Annotated in this window: 17 protein-coding genes; 14 read left to right on the top strand and 3 right to left on the bottom strand. The window is 62.1% G+C overall.

Annotation, left to right across the window (positions count from 1 at the left end; genetic code table 11):
- Window positions 1-87: 87 nt before the first annotated feature.
- The 6 genes from NKI66_RS19900 (at window position 88) to NKI66_RS19875 (ending at window position 4,777) form a co-directional block, all read left to right on the top strand.
- A complete protein-coding gene (locus tag NKI66_RS19900) occupies window positions 88-291 on the top strand; it encodes a CBS domain-containing protein (RefSeq protein ID WP_352555406.1) in 204 nt (67 codons plus the stop codon).
- Entirely contained in the window at window positions 291-458 is a 168-nt protein-coding gene (locus tag NKI66_RS19895) for a CBS domain-containing protein (protein ID WP_348625571.1), read from the top strand. The genes NKI66_RS19900 and NKI66_RS19895 overlap by 1 nt, the downstream gene beginning before the upstream one ends.
- A gap of 108 nt (window positions 459-566) precedes the next feature.
- Entirely contained in the window at window positions 567-686 is a 120-nt protein-coding gene (locus NKI66_RS19890; RefSeq protein WP_352752731.1) for a hypothetical protein, read from the top strand.
- A 169-nt stretch (window positions 687-855) separates the two neighbouring features.
- On the top strand, window positions 856-972 hold the full coding sequence (gene ccoS / locus NKI66_RS19885) for a cbb3-type cytochrome oxidase assembly protein CcoS (protein ID WP_084025756.1): 117 nt from the start codon (window positions 856-858) through the stop codon (window positions 970-972).
- Window positions 973-1,390: 418 nt separating this feature from the next.
- Complete coding sequence (ubiM, locus tag NKI66_RS19880) at window positions 1,391-2,572, top strand: 5-demethoxyubiquinol-8 5-hydroxylase UbiM (RefSeq protein ID WP_352752729.1); 1,182 nt, start codon at window positions 1,391-1,393, stop codon at window positions 2,570-2,572.
- 294 nt (window positions 2,573-2,866) lie between these two features.
- Entirely contained in the window at window positions 2,867-4,777 is a 1,911-nt protein-coding gene (locus tag NKI66_RS19875; RefSeq protein ID WP_352752676.1) for a putative bifunctional diguanylate cyclase/phosphodiesterase, read from the top strand.
- 94 nt (window positions 4,778-4,871) lie between these two features.
- On the opposite strand, the gene NKI66_RS19870 is transcribed toward NKI66_RS19875, so the two are convergent.
- Window positions 4,872-5,153, bottom strand: a complete 282-nt coding sequence (locus NKI66_RS19870; RefSeq protein WP_081731037.1) for a DNA -binding domain-containing protein — start codon at window positions 5,151-5,153, stop codon at window positions 4,872-4,874.
- 104 nt (window positions 5,154-5,257) lie between these two features.
- Here NKI66_RS19870 and NKI66_RS19865 point away from each other — a divergent pair, with 104 nt between their 5' ends.
- The 8 genes from NKI66_RS19865 to rlxS all read left to right on the top strand — a co-directional run bounded on the left by NKI66_RS19865 (window position 5,258) and on the right by rlxS (window position 12,228).
- Window positions 5,258-5,491: a helix-turn-helix domain-containing protein gene (locus tag NKI66_RS19865; RefSeq protein WP_023735803.1), complete on the top strand. Its 234-nt coding sequence runs from the start codon at window positions 5,258-5,260 to the stop codon at window positions 5,489-5,491.
- A gap of 538 nt (window positions 5,492-6,029) precedes the next feature.
- A complete protein-coding gene (locus NKI66_RS19860; protein WP_352752674.1) occupies window positions 6,030-6,992 on the top strand; it encodes an ArdC family protein in 963 nt (320 codons plus the stop codon).
- Window positions 6,993-7,094: 102 nt separating this feature from the next.
- Window positions 7,095-7,586 carry a hypothetical protein gene (locus tag NKI66_RS19855; RefSeq protein ID WP_352752672.1) on the top strand — a complete coding sequence of 164 codons (492 nt, stop codon included), beginning with the start codon at window positions 7,095-7,097 and terminating at the stop codon, window positions 7,584-7,586.
- Between the two features lie 502 nt (window positions 7,587-8,088).
- Window positions 8,089-8,412 carry a DUF736 domain-containing protein gene (locus NKI66_RS19850; RefSeq protein WP_023735798.1) on the top strand — a complete coding sequence of 108 codons (324 nt, stop codon included), beginning with the start codon at window positions 8,089-8,091 and terminating at the stop codon, window positions 8,410-8,412.
- 169 nt (window positions 8,413-8,581) lie between these two features.
- Window positions 8,582-8,851, top strand: a complete 270-nt coding sequence (locus NKI66_RS19845) for a helix-turn-helix transcriptional regulator (RefSeq protein ID WP_023735797.1) — start codon at window positions 8,582-8,584, stop codon at window positions 8,849-8,851.
- Window positions 8,848-9,396: a signal peptidase I gene (lepB, locus tag NKI66_RS19840; RefSeq protein ID WP_023762781.1), complete on the top strand. Its 549-nt coding sequence runs from the start codon at window positions 8,848-8,850 to the stop codon at window positions 9,394-9,396. Before NKI66_RS19845 ends, lepB begins: the two co-directional genes overlap by 4 nt.
- Window positions 9,384-10,070 carry a lytic transglycosylase domain-containing protein gene (locus NKI66_RS19835; protein WP_352487489.1) on the top strand — a complete coding sequence of 229 codons (687 nt, stop codon included), beginning with the start codon at window positions 9,384-9,386 and terminating at the stop codon, window positions 10,068-10,070. The genes lepB and NKI66_RS19835 overlap by 13 nt, the downstream gene beginning before the upstream one ends.
- Window positions 10,071-10,257: 187 nt before the next feature.
- Window positions 10,258-12,228, top strand: coding sequence for a relaxase/mobilization nuclease RlxS (gene rlxS, locus NKI66_RS19830; RefSeq protein ID WP_352752670.1), 1,971 nt, complete (start codon window positions 10,258-10,260; stop codon window positions 12,226-12,228).
- A 639-nt stretch (window positions 12,229-12,867) separates the two neighbouring features.
- Here the strand turns inward: rlxS and NKI66_RS19825 are convergent.
- Together NKI66_RS19825 and NKI66_RS19820 are read right to left on the bottom strand one after the other, a co-directional pair.
- Window positions 12,868-14,064 (bottom strand): IS256 family transposase, encoded by a 1,197-nt coding sequence (locus tag NKI66_RS19825; protein ID WP_352752669.1) that lies wholly within the window; start codon window positions 14,062-14,064, stop codon window positions 12,868-12,870.
- Window positions 14,065-14,316: 252 nt separating this feature from the next.
- On the bottom strand, window positions 14,317-15,963 hold the full coding sequence (locus NKI66_RS19820) for an MFS transporter (RefSeq protein WP_352752667.1): 1,647 nt from the start codon (window positions 15,961-15,963) through the stop codon (window positions 14,317-14,319).
- Between the last annotated feature and the right edge of the window lie 203 nt (window positions 15,964-16,166).

Genomic DNA, 16,166 nt, shown 5'->3' with positions numbered 1-16,166 from the left:
ATCAGGAGGGTGAGGATGCAAGCCGAATCCTTAATGACAAAGCCAGTCATCACGACGCATGCGAACGCGACGATCGCCTAAGCGGTCATGCTTTCAAGCAAAGTCAGCTGCCTGCCAGTAACGACCAGCGACGGCACCTTGGTTGGCATTGTAAGCAAAAGCGACTTCTTGCGCCGAGAGGAACTCGGAACCCAGCGTGTGCGTCCGCGATGGCTGGAGCTTGATCTTGGCCCGGGCACAACCGCCAATGACTATGTGTGCGCTCGAATGGACGGATCATCCATCAGGTGATGACCACACACCTCATCTCGGCGCCTCCTGTCGACCTCATGATGCAACACCGCATCAACAATGTCCCGATTGTCGATCGGGAAAGGGTCGTCGGCATCATCACGCGAACTGATTTGCTGCTTGTCCTGATCCGCCATGCCGAAACAGGGAACCACGCCACCCGATGACGAACTGATCCGCAAGGCTATCCTTGCCGAACTGCAGCCACAAACCTGGAGCGGTGGGACTTGATCGATGTGAGGGTCAGCGACGGCCTTGTCGAACTGAAGGGGGCGATGGTCGACGAGCGTCAGCGGAAGGCAGCGATCTTTGCGGCTGAGAAGGTTGCCGGCGTCGGGCAAGTCAAGGACCGCCTCCTCCTCAGTACGGATCCGTTCTCAGTGATGGTTTCATAGCTGCGAAAAAAGCGGGGACGCCAAGCAGAGTCCCTTTGGTTTGCTCCCTTCCCACATCATTTGGACATGAGGCCGTCGGCGAGTTCCTTCGGCGTCTAGCGCGTTATGGTCGGAGAGCACGCTGTCGGCAGCAAGACGCCCGTCCTGACGGAAATGCGATGGCCGCTGCCTGTTTTGGTGGGGCTTGGACCGGGGCTTCCTGTGGATCTTGAAGAGCGGCCAATACGAAGATCTCGACGGCTCCGCCGAGCGGGTCCTTATCGATCGGGAAGAGCCGCGAGGCTGAACCGGTTGGCGGCGCCAACGACTGTGCGGATGCTGGTCGTCAGTCGACCGAATCTTTGCTGGCGATTGCCCGCGTCATGACGATATCGGCGCGCGTGCGAAGAACGGATCAGCCACAATGCGTTGCCGAACCTTTGGCCAGGAGGGGCACGCGATTGGGAAGCCGACCATTCAGAATGCCCAGACATGCAGACGTTTTCACGGCAATCGACCACTCGACCGTGAACCCGCCGCTGCCGGGTTTGTCGAGCCTGGTTGATCCAGATCAGCGTTATCTCTTCATCGGCATGGTTTCATTGACCAGGCTTCCAACGGAGAACGCATGTCTATCGAGTTGGGGAGATGAGCGGCAAACCGTGGGTGATTGCGATGCTTCAAGAGCGCTTCGTATCGAAGATAGCCGCTATGGCGGCACGCTGATGGCCGGCTATGTCGACACATTCGACATCATTGTCGTCGGAGCTGGGCCGGTCGGACTTGCCTTCGCAGCATCGCTCGCCTGGAGCCGACTCAAGGTGGCAGTGGTTGAACGGCAGTCGCTCGACAGCCTGGCGAATCCGGCTTTCGACGGTCGCGAGATCGCGCTGACCCACGCATCAGTGAGAATCCTTCGCGAGCTCGGCGCCTGGGATGCCATCCCCGCATCGGACAAATCACCGCTTCATGGCGCGCGCGTGCTCAACGGATCCAGCCCTTTCGCCCTGAGCTTCGATGCTCCCAGCGGATCTGGGGAACCACTCGGATTTCTGGTCCCAAATTGTCGGATCCGCGATGCCCTGTTCAAAATTGTCCACTTCCAGGATCATGCCCGGCTGCTGTGCGGCAACTCGGTCGTCAATGCAACAAATAGCGAAGAGGAGGCGGTCATAACGCTTTCTGACGGCAGGCAATTGGCCGCTCGGCTGCTCGTAGCAGCGGATTCGCGTTTGTCCCCGATGCGCGACCTGCTCGGCATTGGCGCCAACATCCATCCGCTTGGCCACTCCATGCTGATTTGCCGAGTGAGGCACGAGCGCGTCCATCACCAGATCGCGGTCGAATGGTTCGACCACCATCAGACCATAGCGATGTTGCCGCTCATGCAAGGCGTGTCGTCGCTGCTTCTGACTTTGCGCTCAAGCGAGGCCGACAGACTGTTTGCTCTCGACGACGAATTGTTCCGCATGGAATTGATGAACCGGTGTCGAGGACGCCTCGGGCAGATGACCCTGGCAAGCACCCGCCATGCCTATCCGCTGGTCACGACCTGGGCGCACAAGTTCTCGGCTCCGAGTGCGGCACTGATCGGCGATGCTGCCATCGGCATGCACCCGGTGACGGCGCATGGCTTCAACATCGGCCTCGGCGGCCAGAAGCAACTCGCTCATAAAATACTGACAGCATGTCGCGCCCGCCGCGACATTGCCGATCCCGACATGCTCGGCAGATACGAAAGCCGGCTGCGGCTGTCGGCGGGGCCGCTCTATCATGCCACCAACATGCTTGTCGGTCTCTACTCAAGCGAGCACCCGGCGGCACGGCTTGCAAGACATGCTGCGCTCCGCTTTGCCCAACATCTTCCCTTTGTCCGCCATGGCATTTCGGCCATGCTCAGGCGGTGAATCGCACAGAGCGCTGCCGCTCTGGAACGCTGTCTCGGCGATGCTTCCTTGTCTTGCTGGCGCGCGTCGTCGCGGGGCAAGGCTGTCTCCTGGTGACGTTGCCGATCATGGCATGATTCGGATCAAGGCACGCGCGCGGGCGAAGCCTTGATGATTCGGCAATGCTAAGCCAAAGGTGTGACCCGCAGCATGGTGAGCGCACTGGTTACCCTCGCTGGGTAGTTAACCCGTCCTTCAGTGGGCTTGCATAGGTTTGGTCCTCGCGAACAACGACGCAAGCAAGCTGGTCCATTCATGGCACCCCTAAAGGAAGAAGAATCGCTGGAGGCCAAAATCCGTCAGGATCAGCTTGCTGACCTGAGGGCCGGGCTCTTCGTGTCGATGCCGATAAGCGCGATCCTGTCAGGCCTGATTTGCGCGGTGCAGGCCCTTTCTGGCGGCGGCTTTGCCGCTGCAAGCTGGTTCCTGGTCGTCAATGCGCTAAATGCCGCCCGGCTTGCACTCGCCCGTTTTCAGCTAAAGGAAACGGGGCGCCATCAGGATTTGCTTGGCGTTTTGCCGCGCCTTCGCATGTTTGGCGTCCTTGCCCTTCTGGCAGGGTTTGCCTGGTCCTTCCCGGCCGTGCTGACTGTTGGATACACAACACCACAAGCACCGATGCATCTGGTCATACTGGCGGGCATTTCAGCTGGTGCGGTTACATATGGCAGTTCGTATGCCGCGGCGGCGACCAGCTTCATCACACCTCCACTCCTCATCACGGTGGCGTGCCTTTTGGCGAAAGGCAATTTTGAACGCTACATTCTGGCTTTCACCGTTCTGCTCTTCATGGGCGGCTTGGTCCGAGCTTCGTTTGTTGGGCAGGCGCGCTTCCGCGAAGCAAGCCGCCTGAGACATGAGGCAGAGCGATTTGCGTCGGAAATGGAGCGCAACTCCAGGGAGGACCATCTGACCGCCCTTCTCAACAGGCGGGGCCTTGAACACGCCATCGGTCGGTTCAAGACCGCGGATGGCCCCTTCGTGGCAATGCTGATTGATCTGGACGGCTTCAAATCTGTCAACGACACCTACGGTCACAGGACCGGTGATGAACTGCTTGTCATGATCGCCCGCCGCATAGAGCAGGAAGCACCCGAAGGCTCAACGCTCGCTCGTATCGGCGGCGATGAATTCGTGCTGGTTTTTCCCTCAACGAGAGCTTCGCTTTCTGCCAGTGATCTCGCCTCCAATATCATAGCCAAAATTGCTCGCCCCTATATCGAGGTCGCGTCCGTTCGGGTCGGGGCATCGATAGGGATATACTTGGCGCAGACGCCGAGCCTGACTGAAATGTTGTTGCGGGCGGATATCGCCCTGTATACGGCCAAGCGCCATGGCAGGAACGAGTTTTGCCTGTTCGATGCCGAACTCGACAGGGAACTGCAACGTCGCCAGTCGATCGAACGGGATCTTCATTCGGCGATAAAGACGGGAAGATTGCAACCTTGGTTCCAGCCGATCGTGAAACTCGAAACCGAGACCGTGGTCGGTTTTGAAGCCTTGCTGAGATGGTCCCATCCGACGCATGGTGCCATCTCTCCACCCGAAATCATCACGGCCGCACGCGAAACCGGAATGCTTCAGCTGCTGACGCAAACCGTATTCGCCGACTGTTGTGCTTTTATCGACGGCTTGGTGAAAGCTGACTGTCGTGACATTCGTGTGGCGATGAATGTTTCCCCTCGCGAACTGGAAGCCGGCGATATCGACGACATGGTTCTGGACGGTCTGGCGGCAAGAGGCCTGCCTGCGACGATGTTCGAAATCGAGATTACCGAAGAATCGCCGGTGGACCCGGACAGAGTGGATGAAAAGCTCGGACGGCTTTCACATGCCGGTATTTCCATCGCGCTCGATGACTTCGGCACCGGCTTTTCTACCTTGGCATCTCTCAAGGACCGTCGGATACGCAAGGTGAAAATAGACCAGGGCTTCATTCGCGGCTTGGCCAAGTCCCGAGAGGACCGACTGCTTGTCAAATCGGTCATCGAACTCGGTGACATGCTCGGGATCGAGGTCATGGCCGAGGGCGTCGAAACAGAGGCGGATCGGCAAACCCTGCACAAGCTTGGCTGCCGAACCGCTCAGGGCTTCCTCTTCTCCAAGGCTGTGCCTTTGATGCAAGCACTGGAAATGGCAGTCAAACAGCACGCGAACCAGTTGTGACCGCTCCCGCCGCGCCGGCCGTCGCGGCCGTGCGCTGCCGAATTTGGCTACAGAGACTTGCCTGCTCGAAACACGTGGCAGTGGGCGTTGTGCATCAGCCGGCGAACAGTTCCTTGTAGCCGGTCGTCACCATCCAGTTCGCACGGTCGATATGGCTGCGAAGAGCTTTGCGGGCGCGGACCGGGTCAATGGACGGGTCGATGCCGAGAATGCGCTCGGCCATCTCCTTTTCGCTGGCATTGTCGGCGCAGGCATCCAGGATCCGCAGGTAGATTGTGAAATGCTCCCTGTCGTAGCTCGTGAGGTTCTCCGACCAGGGGACTTCATCGCTCAAAGTTGAGCTTCGAGTCTCATCTGTTCCCATTGGTCCATTCATGCCTGCGAACCTCGCCTGTGAGCGCACGCAGTATATCCCAAAATGGGATAATCCGAAACCGGGATTAGTCGCTGATCCGGTCTTTACCCGACCGGTTCGCCTCCATGCCCAAATCCCTTCGATCGCCCCGCCACCAGCGGTTTCTGGCCCAGCTGGTTTCGCTGCGCAAGGCCAAAGGCCTGACCCAGGAGCAGCTGGCTGACAAGCTTGGTCGTCCCCAATCCTTCGTGGCCAAGTACGAGGGCGCAGAGCGGCGTCTCGACGTCATCGAGTTTCTCGACATAACTGCGGCCATTGACGCTGATCCGTGCGAGATTCTGTCCAGCCTCCGGTCCTAGCGGGGCGCGCCGCATCTATCATGATCCGGACAGGAATATTGTCTAGGACAATGCCTCAATTTGTTGAAAGGCGAGCGCTGGTTTTCGGAGGAAGCCGCGCGCACGGCGGCGGTGCCTTTGGGTTCTCGACGTAACTGCGCCGCCTGACCATGTGCGAAAAAACTTGTCGCGCGCCCGCGCGCCTGACGACGCGCACCAGGTGCTCGTGAACCGAGCCCGCTTTTCTTCGGCAAGCTCAGGCGGTCTCGGCCATTCGGCTTCGCCCCTTGGCGTGGGCAGCCCTTCGGGCTGTGACGGCCCCCGCCCTTGCGGGCGGCGCGGGCTGTCTGTTGGCCTTTCCCGGTGGCGCGGGGCGGGCGGCACTCCCTTCTAGACCCGCTGCGGCAGCCCGCAACCCTCCGCGTGCCGCTCAGGGTCCTCCTCTTCGTTCCGGTCCTTCGGATGCGGTCCGCCTACTGGGCGGGCCCTTCCGGTCGCGACTCGCCGCCCACCCCGCTTCCGGGGAAAGGCGCGGCGATTGGTGAGCGGAGGATAACACATGCGTGCAAACAGCAAGCGTACCACCAGCGGAGAGGCTGGCGCAGGCAAGGGCAGGCGCCCGGGCGCCAGCCTCTATCAGGAGATCACCGACCGCATCATTGCCGAGCTGGAGCGCGGTACCGTGCCATGGGTCAAGCCATGGGGCAGCGCAAAAGCAGGCCTCGGCCTGCCGAGGAATGCGTCCACGGGGCGCAGCTATTCCGGCATCAATATCCTCATCCTGTGGGGCGCCGTCATCGAGCGCAGCTATCCCAGCCAGAATTGGCTGACCTTCCGGCAGGCGCTTGCCCTGGGCGGCAATGTCAGGAAAGGCGAGCGCGGCACGACCATCGTGCATGCCGACCGCTTTGTCCCCAAGGACGAGAAGGAGCGCGCACGCCACGAGGGCGATGCACCACAGGCCGTGCCTTTTCTGAAGCGCTTTACCGTCTTTAATGTCGCGCAGTGCGACAATCTTCCGGAACACCTCCATGCCCCCGCCGAGCCGCTGCCTCAGTGCGAGATCGTGCCGCAGGCCGAAACGCTGATTCGCGCCAGTGGTGCGGATTTCAGGGTCGGCGGCGATCGCGCTTTCTACATGCCGGGCAGCGACCACATTCAGGTGCCGCCGCAGCCGGCGTTCCATCAGCAGATCGACTATTACCGGACCTGCTTTCACGAGCTTGGCCACTGGACCGGCCACCCGACGCGGCTTGCTCGCGACCTCTCCGGCTCGTTCGGCTCCAAGGCTTACGCGCGTGAAGAATTGGTCGCCGAAATCACTGCCGCCTTCGTCTGCAGCAATCTCGGCATCGAGCCGACCGTGCGTCACGCCGATTACATCGGCTCATGGCTGAAGGTGCTGCGCGGGGACAACCGCGCCATTTTCCGTGCCGCCAGCCTCGCTTCGAAGGCCGCCGATTTCCTGCTTGGCCTTCAGGCCGATGCGGAAGGCGAGGCGCAAGAAGGGACTGCGGCATGACGATGCCCGATGCTCAACTGGCCACGACCGAGCCGACGCCGGATAGCGAGGAGATGCCCATTCCCGACGGCGCCCGGGACTCACCCGCCCCGATGCAGAATTATGCCGATCTGCATCGCCAAGGTGCGCCCCGGGTCGCAGCGCGCAGCCTACGAGACGGTGACTGCCATCCTTGCCGGCTGCAAGGCTGACGCCGCATTCGGCAAATGCGGCACAAGCTGTTGGCCTGCCCGGTGGTGGCCAGCGGCAATCGCGACCCCTTGCTGCCGCCGGCATGTTCGCGCGCAAGGTGGGCGCTCGGCGACGATAATCTCGTGCGCGTCGTGGGCATATGGTGGCAACCGGACGATGCCTTTCGATCGCTTGCGCGACGAGGAAATCGCCGATTCGATGCTCACCGAGATCGGCGGCAAGAACATCGAGAAGCCGCCTCAGCTTGAGGCCTGGCTGCCGCGCTGGGTGAAATTCCCGGCCGAAAGCTACACCAGCCGCGAGGCTTCCTATTCGCCGATCTGTGCGCAAGGAAGCAGTCGCTGTTCGTGCGCGAATAGTCGATCACGGCCCGAGCGGCGTTTTCTCGAGTACTGCCGCTGAGGACGCGCGCGCCGCTCCGGGCCGCGCCGGCTCCGATTGATCGTCTTGCCGAGCCAGTGCCGCGTGCGATAAATTCCAACGCCAATTCGCCCCCATTTCGGCAGCCCCGCACCGCCCCGGATTGCTTGCTGAGGCGCCAGGCGCATGGCGCCAATTGTACATCCGATTACCGAGAGAGCCTGCGCCGCCGGCCCCCTGCATAGTGCCGCCTGCTTATTGTGCCCCCGATCGCGCAACCTGTCTCCATTGTGTCTCAGGGACCATTCCCCTGCGCCTGGCTTGACGACCTATGGGCGGATCCGGCCGGCCCGAAACCCTCGCCGGCAGCTTTTTTCCCCGCCGCCTGCGGCGGCTTCCTCGCGCCGCTTCGCTTCAAAAAAACTCCCCGCTCGGGTCCTCCGCTATCGCTGCGGCCGTGCCGGTTCCGGCGATCCGGACGCGCCCATCACGGTCCGCCATCGCAGGGGAATGGTCCCCTGCGAGCACCAAGAGGAGACTGAAAATGACCGCAATCGGATACGTCACCAAACAGGAAAACGGCGGCTACAAGGGCCAGCTCAAGACGCTCAGCGTCCGCGCCGACATCGACATCGTGCCCAATCAGGCAAAGAGCGCCGACACCCATCCGGACTACCGGGTGCTGACGCAAGGGGTCGAAGTGGGTGCGGCCTGGATCCGCACCGGCGAGACCTCCGGCAAGGACTATGTGAGCCTGTCGATTGCGGCCCCCGAGTTTGGCCCGCGCAAGCTCTACGCCAATCTGGGCCGCGCCGCCGGCCAGGATGACGACGACACTTACGCCATCATCTGGAACCCGGTCGACTGACCGGCCGACCCGCAAAGCCCTGCGCCGCCCGCCGGCGCAGGGCCTCTCTCAGGACCCGTGAGGCCGCCGAAGGGGCGGCGAAAACTCGCCCCCCACTCTTCGCCCGTCCCCAAAACGATCTCGCTCGCCGATCCTCGCCTCGCTTGCCCGTAACGAACCGAGGATCATCATGGACGACGAAAACGAACGCGCAGCCCGCGCCAAGAAGGGCAGTCCGTTTCTCAACACCGCGCAGGCGGCCTTCTATATCGGGCTGTCCCAGCGCACGCTGGAGAAGATGCGCCTCAAAGGCGGTGGCCCACAATTCCGCAAGCACGGCCGCTATGTCCGCTATCACATCGACGAACTCGACGACTGGTCGAAGGGGCACGCGCAGGAGACCGCGCCCGAGGATGGCGCGCACGAATCCGGCTCGGCCGGTGAGGGAGGCCGCTCATGAGCCGGCGTCCCACCATCCGTCTGATCGGCAGCCATCTGCGGCGCATTCGAGCCCGCAAGACGATCGTCGTTGCCACAATCGGCCTTGGCCTGATCGGCTTCGCCGCCTTCGGCAAACCATCGCCCTGGCTGGTCTGGAACGCCTCGGCGAGTGCGCCGGTCGGCCTCTATCGCGTCGCATCCAGATCGCCCGCTCGTGGTGATCTCGTACTCGTCCGCCCACCAAGACCGGTCGCCGATCTCGCCGCCGAACGCTTCTATCTGCCCAGCAATGTGCCGCTGGTCAAGCGCCTTGCGGCGCTGCCCGGCGAGCATGTCTGCACCTTCGGCGACGCCATCATCATCGGCGGCGAGATAGCCGCGCGCCGGCTTGCAACCGACACGCAGCACCGTCCGCTGCCTTGGTGGAATGCATGCCGAAAACTCGCCGCCGACGAGGTTTTCCTGCTCGGCAGCGATAAAGATCGCTCGTTCGACAGCCGCTATTTCGGGCCGGTGCCGACCGAAAACATCATCGGGAGGCTCGTGCCGCTATGGACCGAGTGACCCTCCTTATGCTGAGCATGGCGTGTCTCGCACCATGCTCCTGTTCCGCCGCGACCAACACGAAGCCGGTCGTCATCTCCCATAGTCCGCAGCTTGCAAGATGGCAGCCCTTCGTAGCCGAAGCAAGCCGGCGTTTCAGCATTCCACAGACCTGGATTTATGCCGTCATGGATGCCGAAAGCCGGGGGCAGACGACGCTCAATGGGCGGCCGGTCACGTCGAGCGCCGGCGCCATTGGCCTCATGCAGGTGATGCCAGGCACCTACGAGGAGTTGCGCGCAGAGCTCGGCCTCGGAGCCGCCCCGCACGACCCTCGCGACAACATTCTGGCAGGCACTGCCTATCTGCGCGCCATGTATGACCGCTTCGGATTTCCAGGCCTGTTTGCAGCCTATAACGCCGGGCCGGAGCGCTACGAGCAGCATTTGCAGCGCGGGCGACCGCTGCCCAGCGAGACGGTTTCGTATCTGGAAGAGATCAAGGCGGCGGGCATTTCGGCCGCCGATATGGACGCGCTCACCGGCAAATCCCATTCCAAAAGCGCGCCGGGAATCCCGTCCGGGCAGTCGCTGTTTTTTCTCCGAAACGGTGTTTCCGTGACCGGCCCGAATGGCCAACTCCTGGTGCCGCTCGGATCGGAGCGAGCAAGGTCAGGCCGGCCGGATCGCAGGTGAGGGCAGCGGCTACCGTGGTTCGGGCGGGGGCCAGGGGGGCAGGTGCGCGGAAGGCAAGATAAAGGCAGCGCCTCCTGGAGGCGGCCAAGTCTTTGTCTGCACATCTTTTTCCCAGGAGGTTGCCTCCGAGTCCAGGAGGGTCTGGCGGGCAAGCCTCTGAAATTGCTGCTCGTTCATCGGAGGCCGCATGCAGGATGACGAATTCACGCCGAAGCTCGGCAAAATTGGGTCGCGCGGCTCGAAGGCGGGCAAACGCTACGCTGGCCAGGTGCAGGCCGCGGTCAACCGAGCAGGCGGCAGGAGCGGACGCGGCAGCCGCTTCATCGGAAGCCGGGTGGGGCGCGGCGGGGCTGCTGCCGCAGTTCTTACACCGCGCGACCGCCACGCGGCGTTTCGGCAGCGACGCGCAGTCGTCAAGGCACGCATCGTCAAGCTGGCCGGCAAGGGAGTCGACGGCGCTCGTGCGCACCTCCGCTACCTCCAGCGCGACGGCGTCACCCGGGAAGGCGAGCGTGGCGAGCTCTACGCTGCCGACAATGACCGCGCGGACGGCAGGGCCTTTCTCGATCGCGCGAACGGTGACCGTCATCAGTTCCGCTTCATCGTCGCCCCTGAAGACGGTATCGAGTATGATGACCTGAAGCCGCTCACCCGGCGCCTCATGGCGCAAATGGAAGAAGACCTCGGCACCAGGCTAGACTGGGTGGCCGTCGACCATTTCAACACCGGCCATCCTCACACCCACATCATCGTGCGCGGCAGGGATGATCACGGCGAAAACCTCGTCATAGCGCGGGACTACATCTCCTCTGGCTTGCGCGAGCGCGCAGCCGAACTGGTTAGCCTCGACCTTGGCCCGCGCACCGACCGCGAGATCGAGCAGCGCTTGCGCCAGGAGATGGATCAGGAACGCTTCACCAGCATCGACCGGCAGCTGATGCGCATGCGCGACGATGAGGGGTGTGTCTCACCGGCCAGCCGAGACACCTTTCGCCAGACGCTGCACCAGGGCCGCCTGCGCAAGCTCGAGCGGTTGGGCCTCGCCGAGGAGATGCCTGCCGGGCGCTGGCGCTTGGAGGATGAGCTCGAAGCCACGCTACGCCGCATCGGCGCGCGCGGCGACATCGTCAAGACCATCCATCGCGAGCTGACCGGCAAGGGGCTCGTCCACAGTGCCGCCGACCATCTTATCCACGATCGATGCGACGGGTCGGCTCAAACCGTGGTCGGACGTGTCGTCGGGCGCGGGCTGGCCGACGAAATCACTGACCGCCATTACCTCGTCGTCGACGGCGTGGACGGCAAAAGCCACTATTTTGATATCGGCAAAGGCGAGGCCACCCAACCGACACCAGAGGGCTGCATAGTGCGGGTCAGGCCGAGGGACACCGGGCCAAGAAAAGTCGACCGCACAATTGCCGGCATCGCCACGGTCAACGACGGGCGCTACAGCATCGATATCCATCTCAAGCATGACCCCTCGGCCACCGAACGCTTTGCCGAAACGCACGTGCGGCGACTGGAGGCGATCCGCCGTGCGACTGGTGGCGTCGAGCGCGAGCCGGACGGCACATGGACAGTCGCGCCCGACCATCTCAACCGCGTCGCGGATTACGAGCGTCAGCGAGCGAGGGCCCAGCCTGTTTACGTCGACAAGCTCTCATCAATGCCGCTGGAGAGCCAAGTAGGCTTCGACGGCGCCACCTGGATCGACCAGGAGCTGGTATCAGCCCACCCTGAGTCCTTGCGCGACTCTGGCTTCGGTCGCGAAGTACGTCAGGTCCAGGCCCGCCGACAGCAGTGGCTGATCGCGCAAGGTCTTGCCCATGATGCGCAGGATCGGGTCATCTATCGCGCCAACATGCTTTCGATGCTGCGCCAACGAGAGCTGAACCGTGTTGCCAGTCAGCTCTCGGACGAACTCGGGCTCTCGTATTCTGAAGCGCAGCATGGCAATCGAATAGACGGTACGCTGCGCTGCTGCGTCGAGCTCGCCGGCGGAAAATACGGTGTCATCGAGAAATCGCGCGAGTTCACGCTGGTCCCTTGGCGGCCGGTGCTTGAGCATCATATCGGCAAGGAGGTGTCTGGCGTGGTGCGCGCCGAGGGGATTTCCTGGACGATCGGACGCCAGAGGAGCGGGCCCGGCGTTTCGTGAACTGGCTATAATTTATTTGTCCGCGTTGAAACACATACTCAGCAGACGGAGTTCCTCCGCCTGCTGCTTGCTCGCAGCATTCATTTGGCGGAGAGTCTGTGTTCTGCATTTTGTAGTTCGCTCTGTCAAAAAGCGCTGGGAATATGCATCATGTTCTGCGTTGACACGGAAGGCGCGCCGACAGGTGCTGCGGATCGGCTCCCGATGGCTGCCAGCTAGAAAGGTGGGCTGACTCGTGACAGCGCAAGGGGCTCTGGCGGCCGCGGTACGGCGACGCGAGCTCTGGCATCGAGGATGAAGCGCACTTCCCGATCTTATTCTACTCGCAGGACCGGCAGACGCGGCGGTCGCCCGTGCGAGCAACCATGCTGTTGGCCCTGGCGTGAACTGGCAGTCCGTCCCGGGGGACTTTGTAACGGAGAAAACTAGGCGGAAAGAGGCGCGCGGCCCGTCTCCCCAGCAACCCGCTTTGCGGATTCCTCCTCTGCCCGCTTCGCAGACGGGGATACCCTCCGCCCCCTTGCTATTCGTTGCCCGCCGCTATGCAAAGGACAGGCGACCTGAATCCGTGCTCAAGCCGATCTGGCGGCAGAGGGTTGTGTGCGTCAAGTTCTGCAAAATGGGCGATCATGAAGCTGGTCATGCGGCTTGGCGTAGAGCGAGCTTCTTGTGCTCGCGCAGGTCGTCCATGTTGATGTATCGGTTGGCCTCCATCCAGTTTTCGTTGGTCTCGACGGCGAGCGCCCTAACGAGGCGCAGGCAGCTTTCGGCGTTTGGGAAGATGCGCACGACATAGGTGCGCCGGCGGATTTCCTCGTTGAGCCGTTCGAGCATGTTGGTGGACTTTAGGTGCTTGTGATGCTGACGCGGCAGCCGGAAGAAAGTCAGCGTCTGTTCTATAGCTTCTTCCGCCCAGGTGGTCAGTCGCGGGTAACGGGCGGACCATTTGGACAGCCATGCGGCGAGATCGGCCTTGGCCTCGGCGAGATCGCGCCGGTCGTAGAGCCAGCGCAGTTCCTGCAGGCAATCGTCGCCGTGCTTCCTGGGCAGATGATCGAGCGCGTTCCTGAGGAAGTGGACGTAGCAGCGCTGCCATGCGGCTTCCGGGATCACCTCGCCGATCGCCGCGACCAGGCCGGCATGGTCGTCGGACACGGCCAGTTCGACGCCCTTGAGGCCGCGTCGTTTCAAGCCGACGAGGAAGTCCTTCCAGGCCGAGCGGCTCTCGCGATTGGCCATCTCCACGGCCAGGATCTGCCGGCGCCCGTCCCAGTCGATGCCGACCGCGATCAGCACCGCCTGGCTCATCACGATGCCGGCTTCGCGCACTTTCTCGTAGCGGGCATCGAGAATGAGGTAGGGGAATGGCTCCTGAAGCGGTCGTTCGGCAAACGCCTTCAGGCTCTCGTCCAAGCGCTTGTTGATGGCCGAGATCGACGAAGCCGAGAAGGCATGACCGCACAGCTCTTCCGTGATCGCCTTGACCTTCCGGGTCGACACGCCCTGCACATACATCTCCGCAAGCGTGGCCACCAAGGCCCGCTCGGAACGCTGGTAGCGCTCGAACAGCTCGGTGGAGAAACGACCGGCCCGGTCCTGCGGAACCCGCAGCTCAAGCTTGCCGACCCGGGTGACCAGGGTGCGGCCGTAGTAACCCGAGCGATACCCAAGGCGCTCGGGCGTCCGTTCGCCCTTCGAAGCACCCAGCGCCTCCTCCATCTCGGCCTCGAGAACCTCCTGCATTACTGCACGGATCACTTCGTGCAGCCCCTCCGGGTTCGAAAGCAGAATGTCTTTGACGGCAGCGCTGGTCGATTTACCTTCTGTCTTGGTCATGGTGGCGTTCCTTCGCGGGAATCGGTGACGTTGAACATCACCAGCCTGCCATGACCGCCCTCTCTCAGCGAATTTGCAGAACTCTCAGCACACTACCCGGCAGAGAGGGGGGTCTCGGGCTGAACATGGGACCCGTGATGGACATAATTGCCACGCGAATCCTCATGCTCGCCTAACCGGCCGGAACGATTTGCAATCCGGGCAGGCTCAACAAATTAAGGAGTAGCTCGTTGCAGACAAGTCTTGGTTTTCTCACGGGCGCGATACAAAAGGCACAGGCTGGACTTGGCTGCCGGGGGCGGGGCTTGTCGACCGCTCGATTGAAAGTGAGATGCGAGGCGGAGAATCACCCATGTGCAGAGCGGCAAGGCGCTCGCCTATGTCCCTGTCATTCACCGTTAGTCGATGGTTTAGACGAAGATAGTCCGTCCATGTCGGCGTGCGGAATGTCTCGGTCCAAAGCGTCGACTTCTGAAGGTCTCGCTGGAGGGTCCAGTCCCGCGCACCGGCGCGGCTCTGAACGCGCCGCCTTTCGCGCATGCAGCTCAGAAATTCATGGATACTCTCCTCGAGTATCGAGTACTCCACCTTGATCACGATCGGACCGCTCCTGGGCTTCAAAGGGAGGGCCAGTTCTGGTGGCCTGAAGTCGACGGCCGCTTGATCCGATTCCTCCCATAGCCGCACCGGCAATAGCTTTCCCACAGCCGCGACCAGCAACAGTGCCGCTGCAGCACCTTCCAAAGCCCACGTCAGCGAATAGTACTGCGCGACAGCACCCCAGATCCAGCTACCCGCTGCCATGCCGCCGTAGGTCAGGGCGTAATAAATGGACAGGGTGCGACCAACGACCCACCTTGGGCTTGCCAACTGCACACACACGTCGGTTCCGGTCCAGGTGACAACCCAGCCAGCGCCACCGATTGCAAGCGCGATCGCCGCCACAGCCACCGACGATGTGAGGGCCATCAAAAGGCAGCACGTTGCGCAAGCAACGGATGCGAGCGTGATCAATCGGTTCTGGGACGTGATGCGTCTCAAGTAGCTGCTGCCAATGCCGGCGATGAAGGCGCCTGTGCCGAAGCCGGCCAATAGCACGCCGTACACAATTGGCCCTCCCGCCACTTGGTCGCGAACCAGGAGGGGGAGCAAAGCAAGGATCGAGATGCTTGATAGCCCGAACAGGGTTGCACGCACGATCGCCACTCTGATCTCTGAGGATATCGCCGTGAATCGCATGCCATCATGAATGGCCGTAGTCATCCGCTCGCGCGGAAGAGGCGAAGAGCGAACTTGCCACTGTGAGCGCAGAACAGCGCTCAACGGGACCAGGTCACTTAGCGCAGCGAGGGCGAAAGCCGTAAGGGGGCCCAGCAAAGCTAAGATTACACCGCCCAGCGCCGGTCCTATGCTCCGAACCACGTTGTACCCCACCGACATCAGCGTCACTGCAGCGGGTATGTCGCGCTTTTCCAGGATATCGCCGACCGAGGCGTGCCAGGCTGGATCGTTCAAGGCAAAGCCGCATCCGGCCAAGAAACTCAGTCCCAGGATTAGCCATGGACTAGCAAAGCCCAGTCCCACAGAGAGTGCCAGCGCCGTGGATGCCAGTGCGATCAGGCAGTGTCCGGCAAGCATCACGCCACGGCGGCTGAAGCTGTCTGCAATGGCTCCAGCAAGGATCGACAAGAAGAACGCGGGCAGTGTCGATGCAGCCTGTACGAGCGCAACCATCAGATCGGAGGCTGAAATCGTGGCCATGAGCCAGCTTATAGCCACGCTCTGCACCAGCCAGCCAAGGCTGGATATCTGCGTGGCTGTCCAGATAGAACGAAAGACCGGGTTGTGAAGAGGGATCAGTGTGTTTGCCGCAAAGCGCGGAGGATCTTGACGCCGCATCACTTCTTCACCTCCACTGGGTGTCGTTCTTCCGCTCATTTTGCTTACAGCGGTGCGCTCTCTGCACAGACTGCGTCACAACGAAGTTCCGAGATCGCGCTCGCAACAAGGACAATGTCGCATCCACGGTGCTGATGCGCGTTGAGGTACCAACCTGGCCGTTAGCTGATGGGTCCCGCAGCCCGCTTGGTGCGGTCAGTTCT

The organism is Mesorhizobium sp. M0518 (assembly GCF_040321125.1).
Taxonomy (GTDB): Bacteria; Pseudomonadota; Alphaproteobacteria; order Rhizobiales; family Rhizobiaceae; genus Mesorhizobium.
Note: the sequence above shows the minus strand (reverse complement) of the source record. Positions and strands in the feature narration are given on the sequence as shown.

What these genes read in the sequence shown, in the direction of transcription:
- NKI66_RS19900 (WP_352555406.1), top strand. Translation starts at nt 88, where the DNA reads ATGCTTTCAAGCAAAGTCAGCTGCCTGCCAGTAACGACCAGCGACGGC.
- NKI66_RS19895 (WP_348625571.1), top strand. Translation starts at nt 291, where the DNA reads ATGACCACACACCTCATCTCGGCGCCTCCTGTCGACCTCATGATGCAA.
- NKI66_RS19890 (WP_352752731.1), top strand. Translation starts at nt 567, where the DNA reads ATGGTCGACGAGCGTCAGCGGAAGGCAGCGATCTTTGCGGCTGAGAAG.
- ubiM (WP_352752729.1), top strand. Translation starts at nt 1,391, where the DNA reads ATGGCCGGCTATGTCGACACATTCGACATCATTGTCGTCGGAGCTGGG.
- NKI66_RS19875 (WP_352752676.1), top strand. Translation starts at nt 2,867, where the DNA reads ATGGCACCCCTAAAGGAAGAAGAATCGCTGGAGGCCAAAATCCGTCAG.
- NKI66_RS19870 (WP_081731037.1), bottom strand. Translation starts at nt 5,153, where the DNA reads ATGAATGGACCAATGGGAACAGATGAGACTCGAAGCTCAACTTTGAGC.
- NKI66_RS19865 (WP_023735803.1), top strand. Translation starts at nt 5,258, where the DNA reads ATGCCCAAATCCCTTCGATCGCCCCGCCACCAGCGGTTTCTGGCCCAG.
- NKI66_RS19860 (WP_352752674.1), top strand. Translation starts at nt 6,030, where the DNA reads ATGCGTGCAAACAGCAAGCGTACCACCAGCGGAGAGGCTGGCGCAGGC.
- NKI66_RS19855 (WP_352752672.1), top strand. Translation starts at nt 7,095, where the DNA reads ATGCCGATCTGCATCGCCAAGGTGCGCCCCGGGTCGCAGCGCGCAGCC.
- NKI66_RS19850 (WP_023735798.1), top strand. Translation starts at nt 8,089, where the DNA reads ATGACCGCAATCGGATACGTCACCAAACAGGAAAACGGCGGCTACAAG.
- NKI66_RS19845 (WP_023735797.1), top strand. Translation starts at nt 8,582, where the DNA reads ATGGACGACGAAAACGAACGCGCAGCCCGCGCCAAGAAGGGCAGTCCG.
- lepB (WP_023762781.1), top strand. Translation starts at nt 8,848, where the DNA reads ATGAGCCGGCGTCCCACCATCCGTCTGATCGGCAGCCATCTGCGGCGC.
- NKI66_RS19835 (WP_352487489.1), top strand. Translation starts at nt 9,384, where the DNA reads ATGGACCGAGTGACCCTCCTTATGCTGAGCATGGCGTGTCTCGCACCA.
- rlxS (WP_352752670.1), top strand. Translation starts at nt 10,258, where the DNA reads ATGCAGGATGACGAATTCACGCCGAAGCTCGGCAAAATTGGGTCGCGC.
- NKI66_RS19825 (WP_352752669.1), bottom strand. Translation starts at nt 14,064, where the DNA reads ATGACCAAGACAGAAGGTAAATCGACCAGCGCTGCCGTCAAAGACATT.
- NKI66_RS19820 (WP_352752667.1), bottom strand. Translation starts at nt 15,963, where the DNA reads ATGCGGCGTCAAGATCCTCCGCGCTTTGCGGCAAACACACTGATCCCT.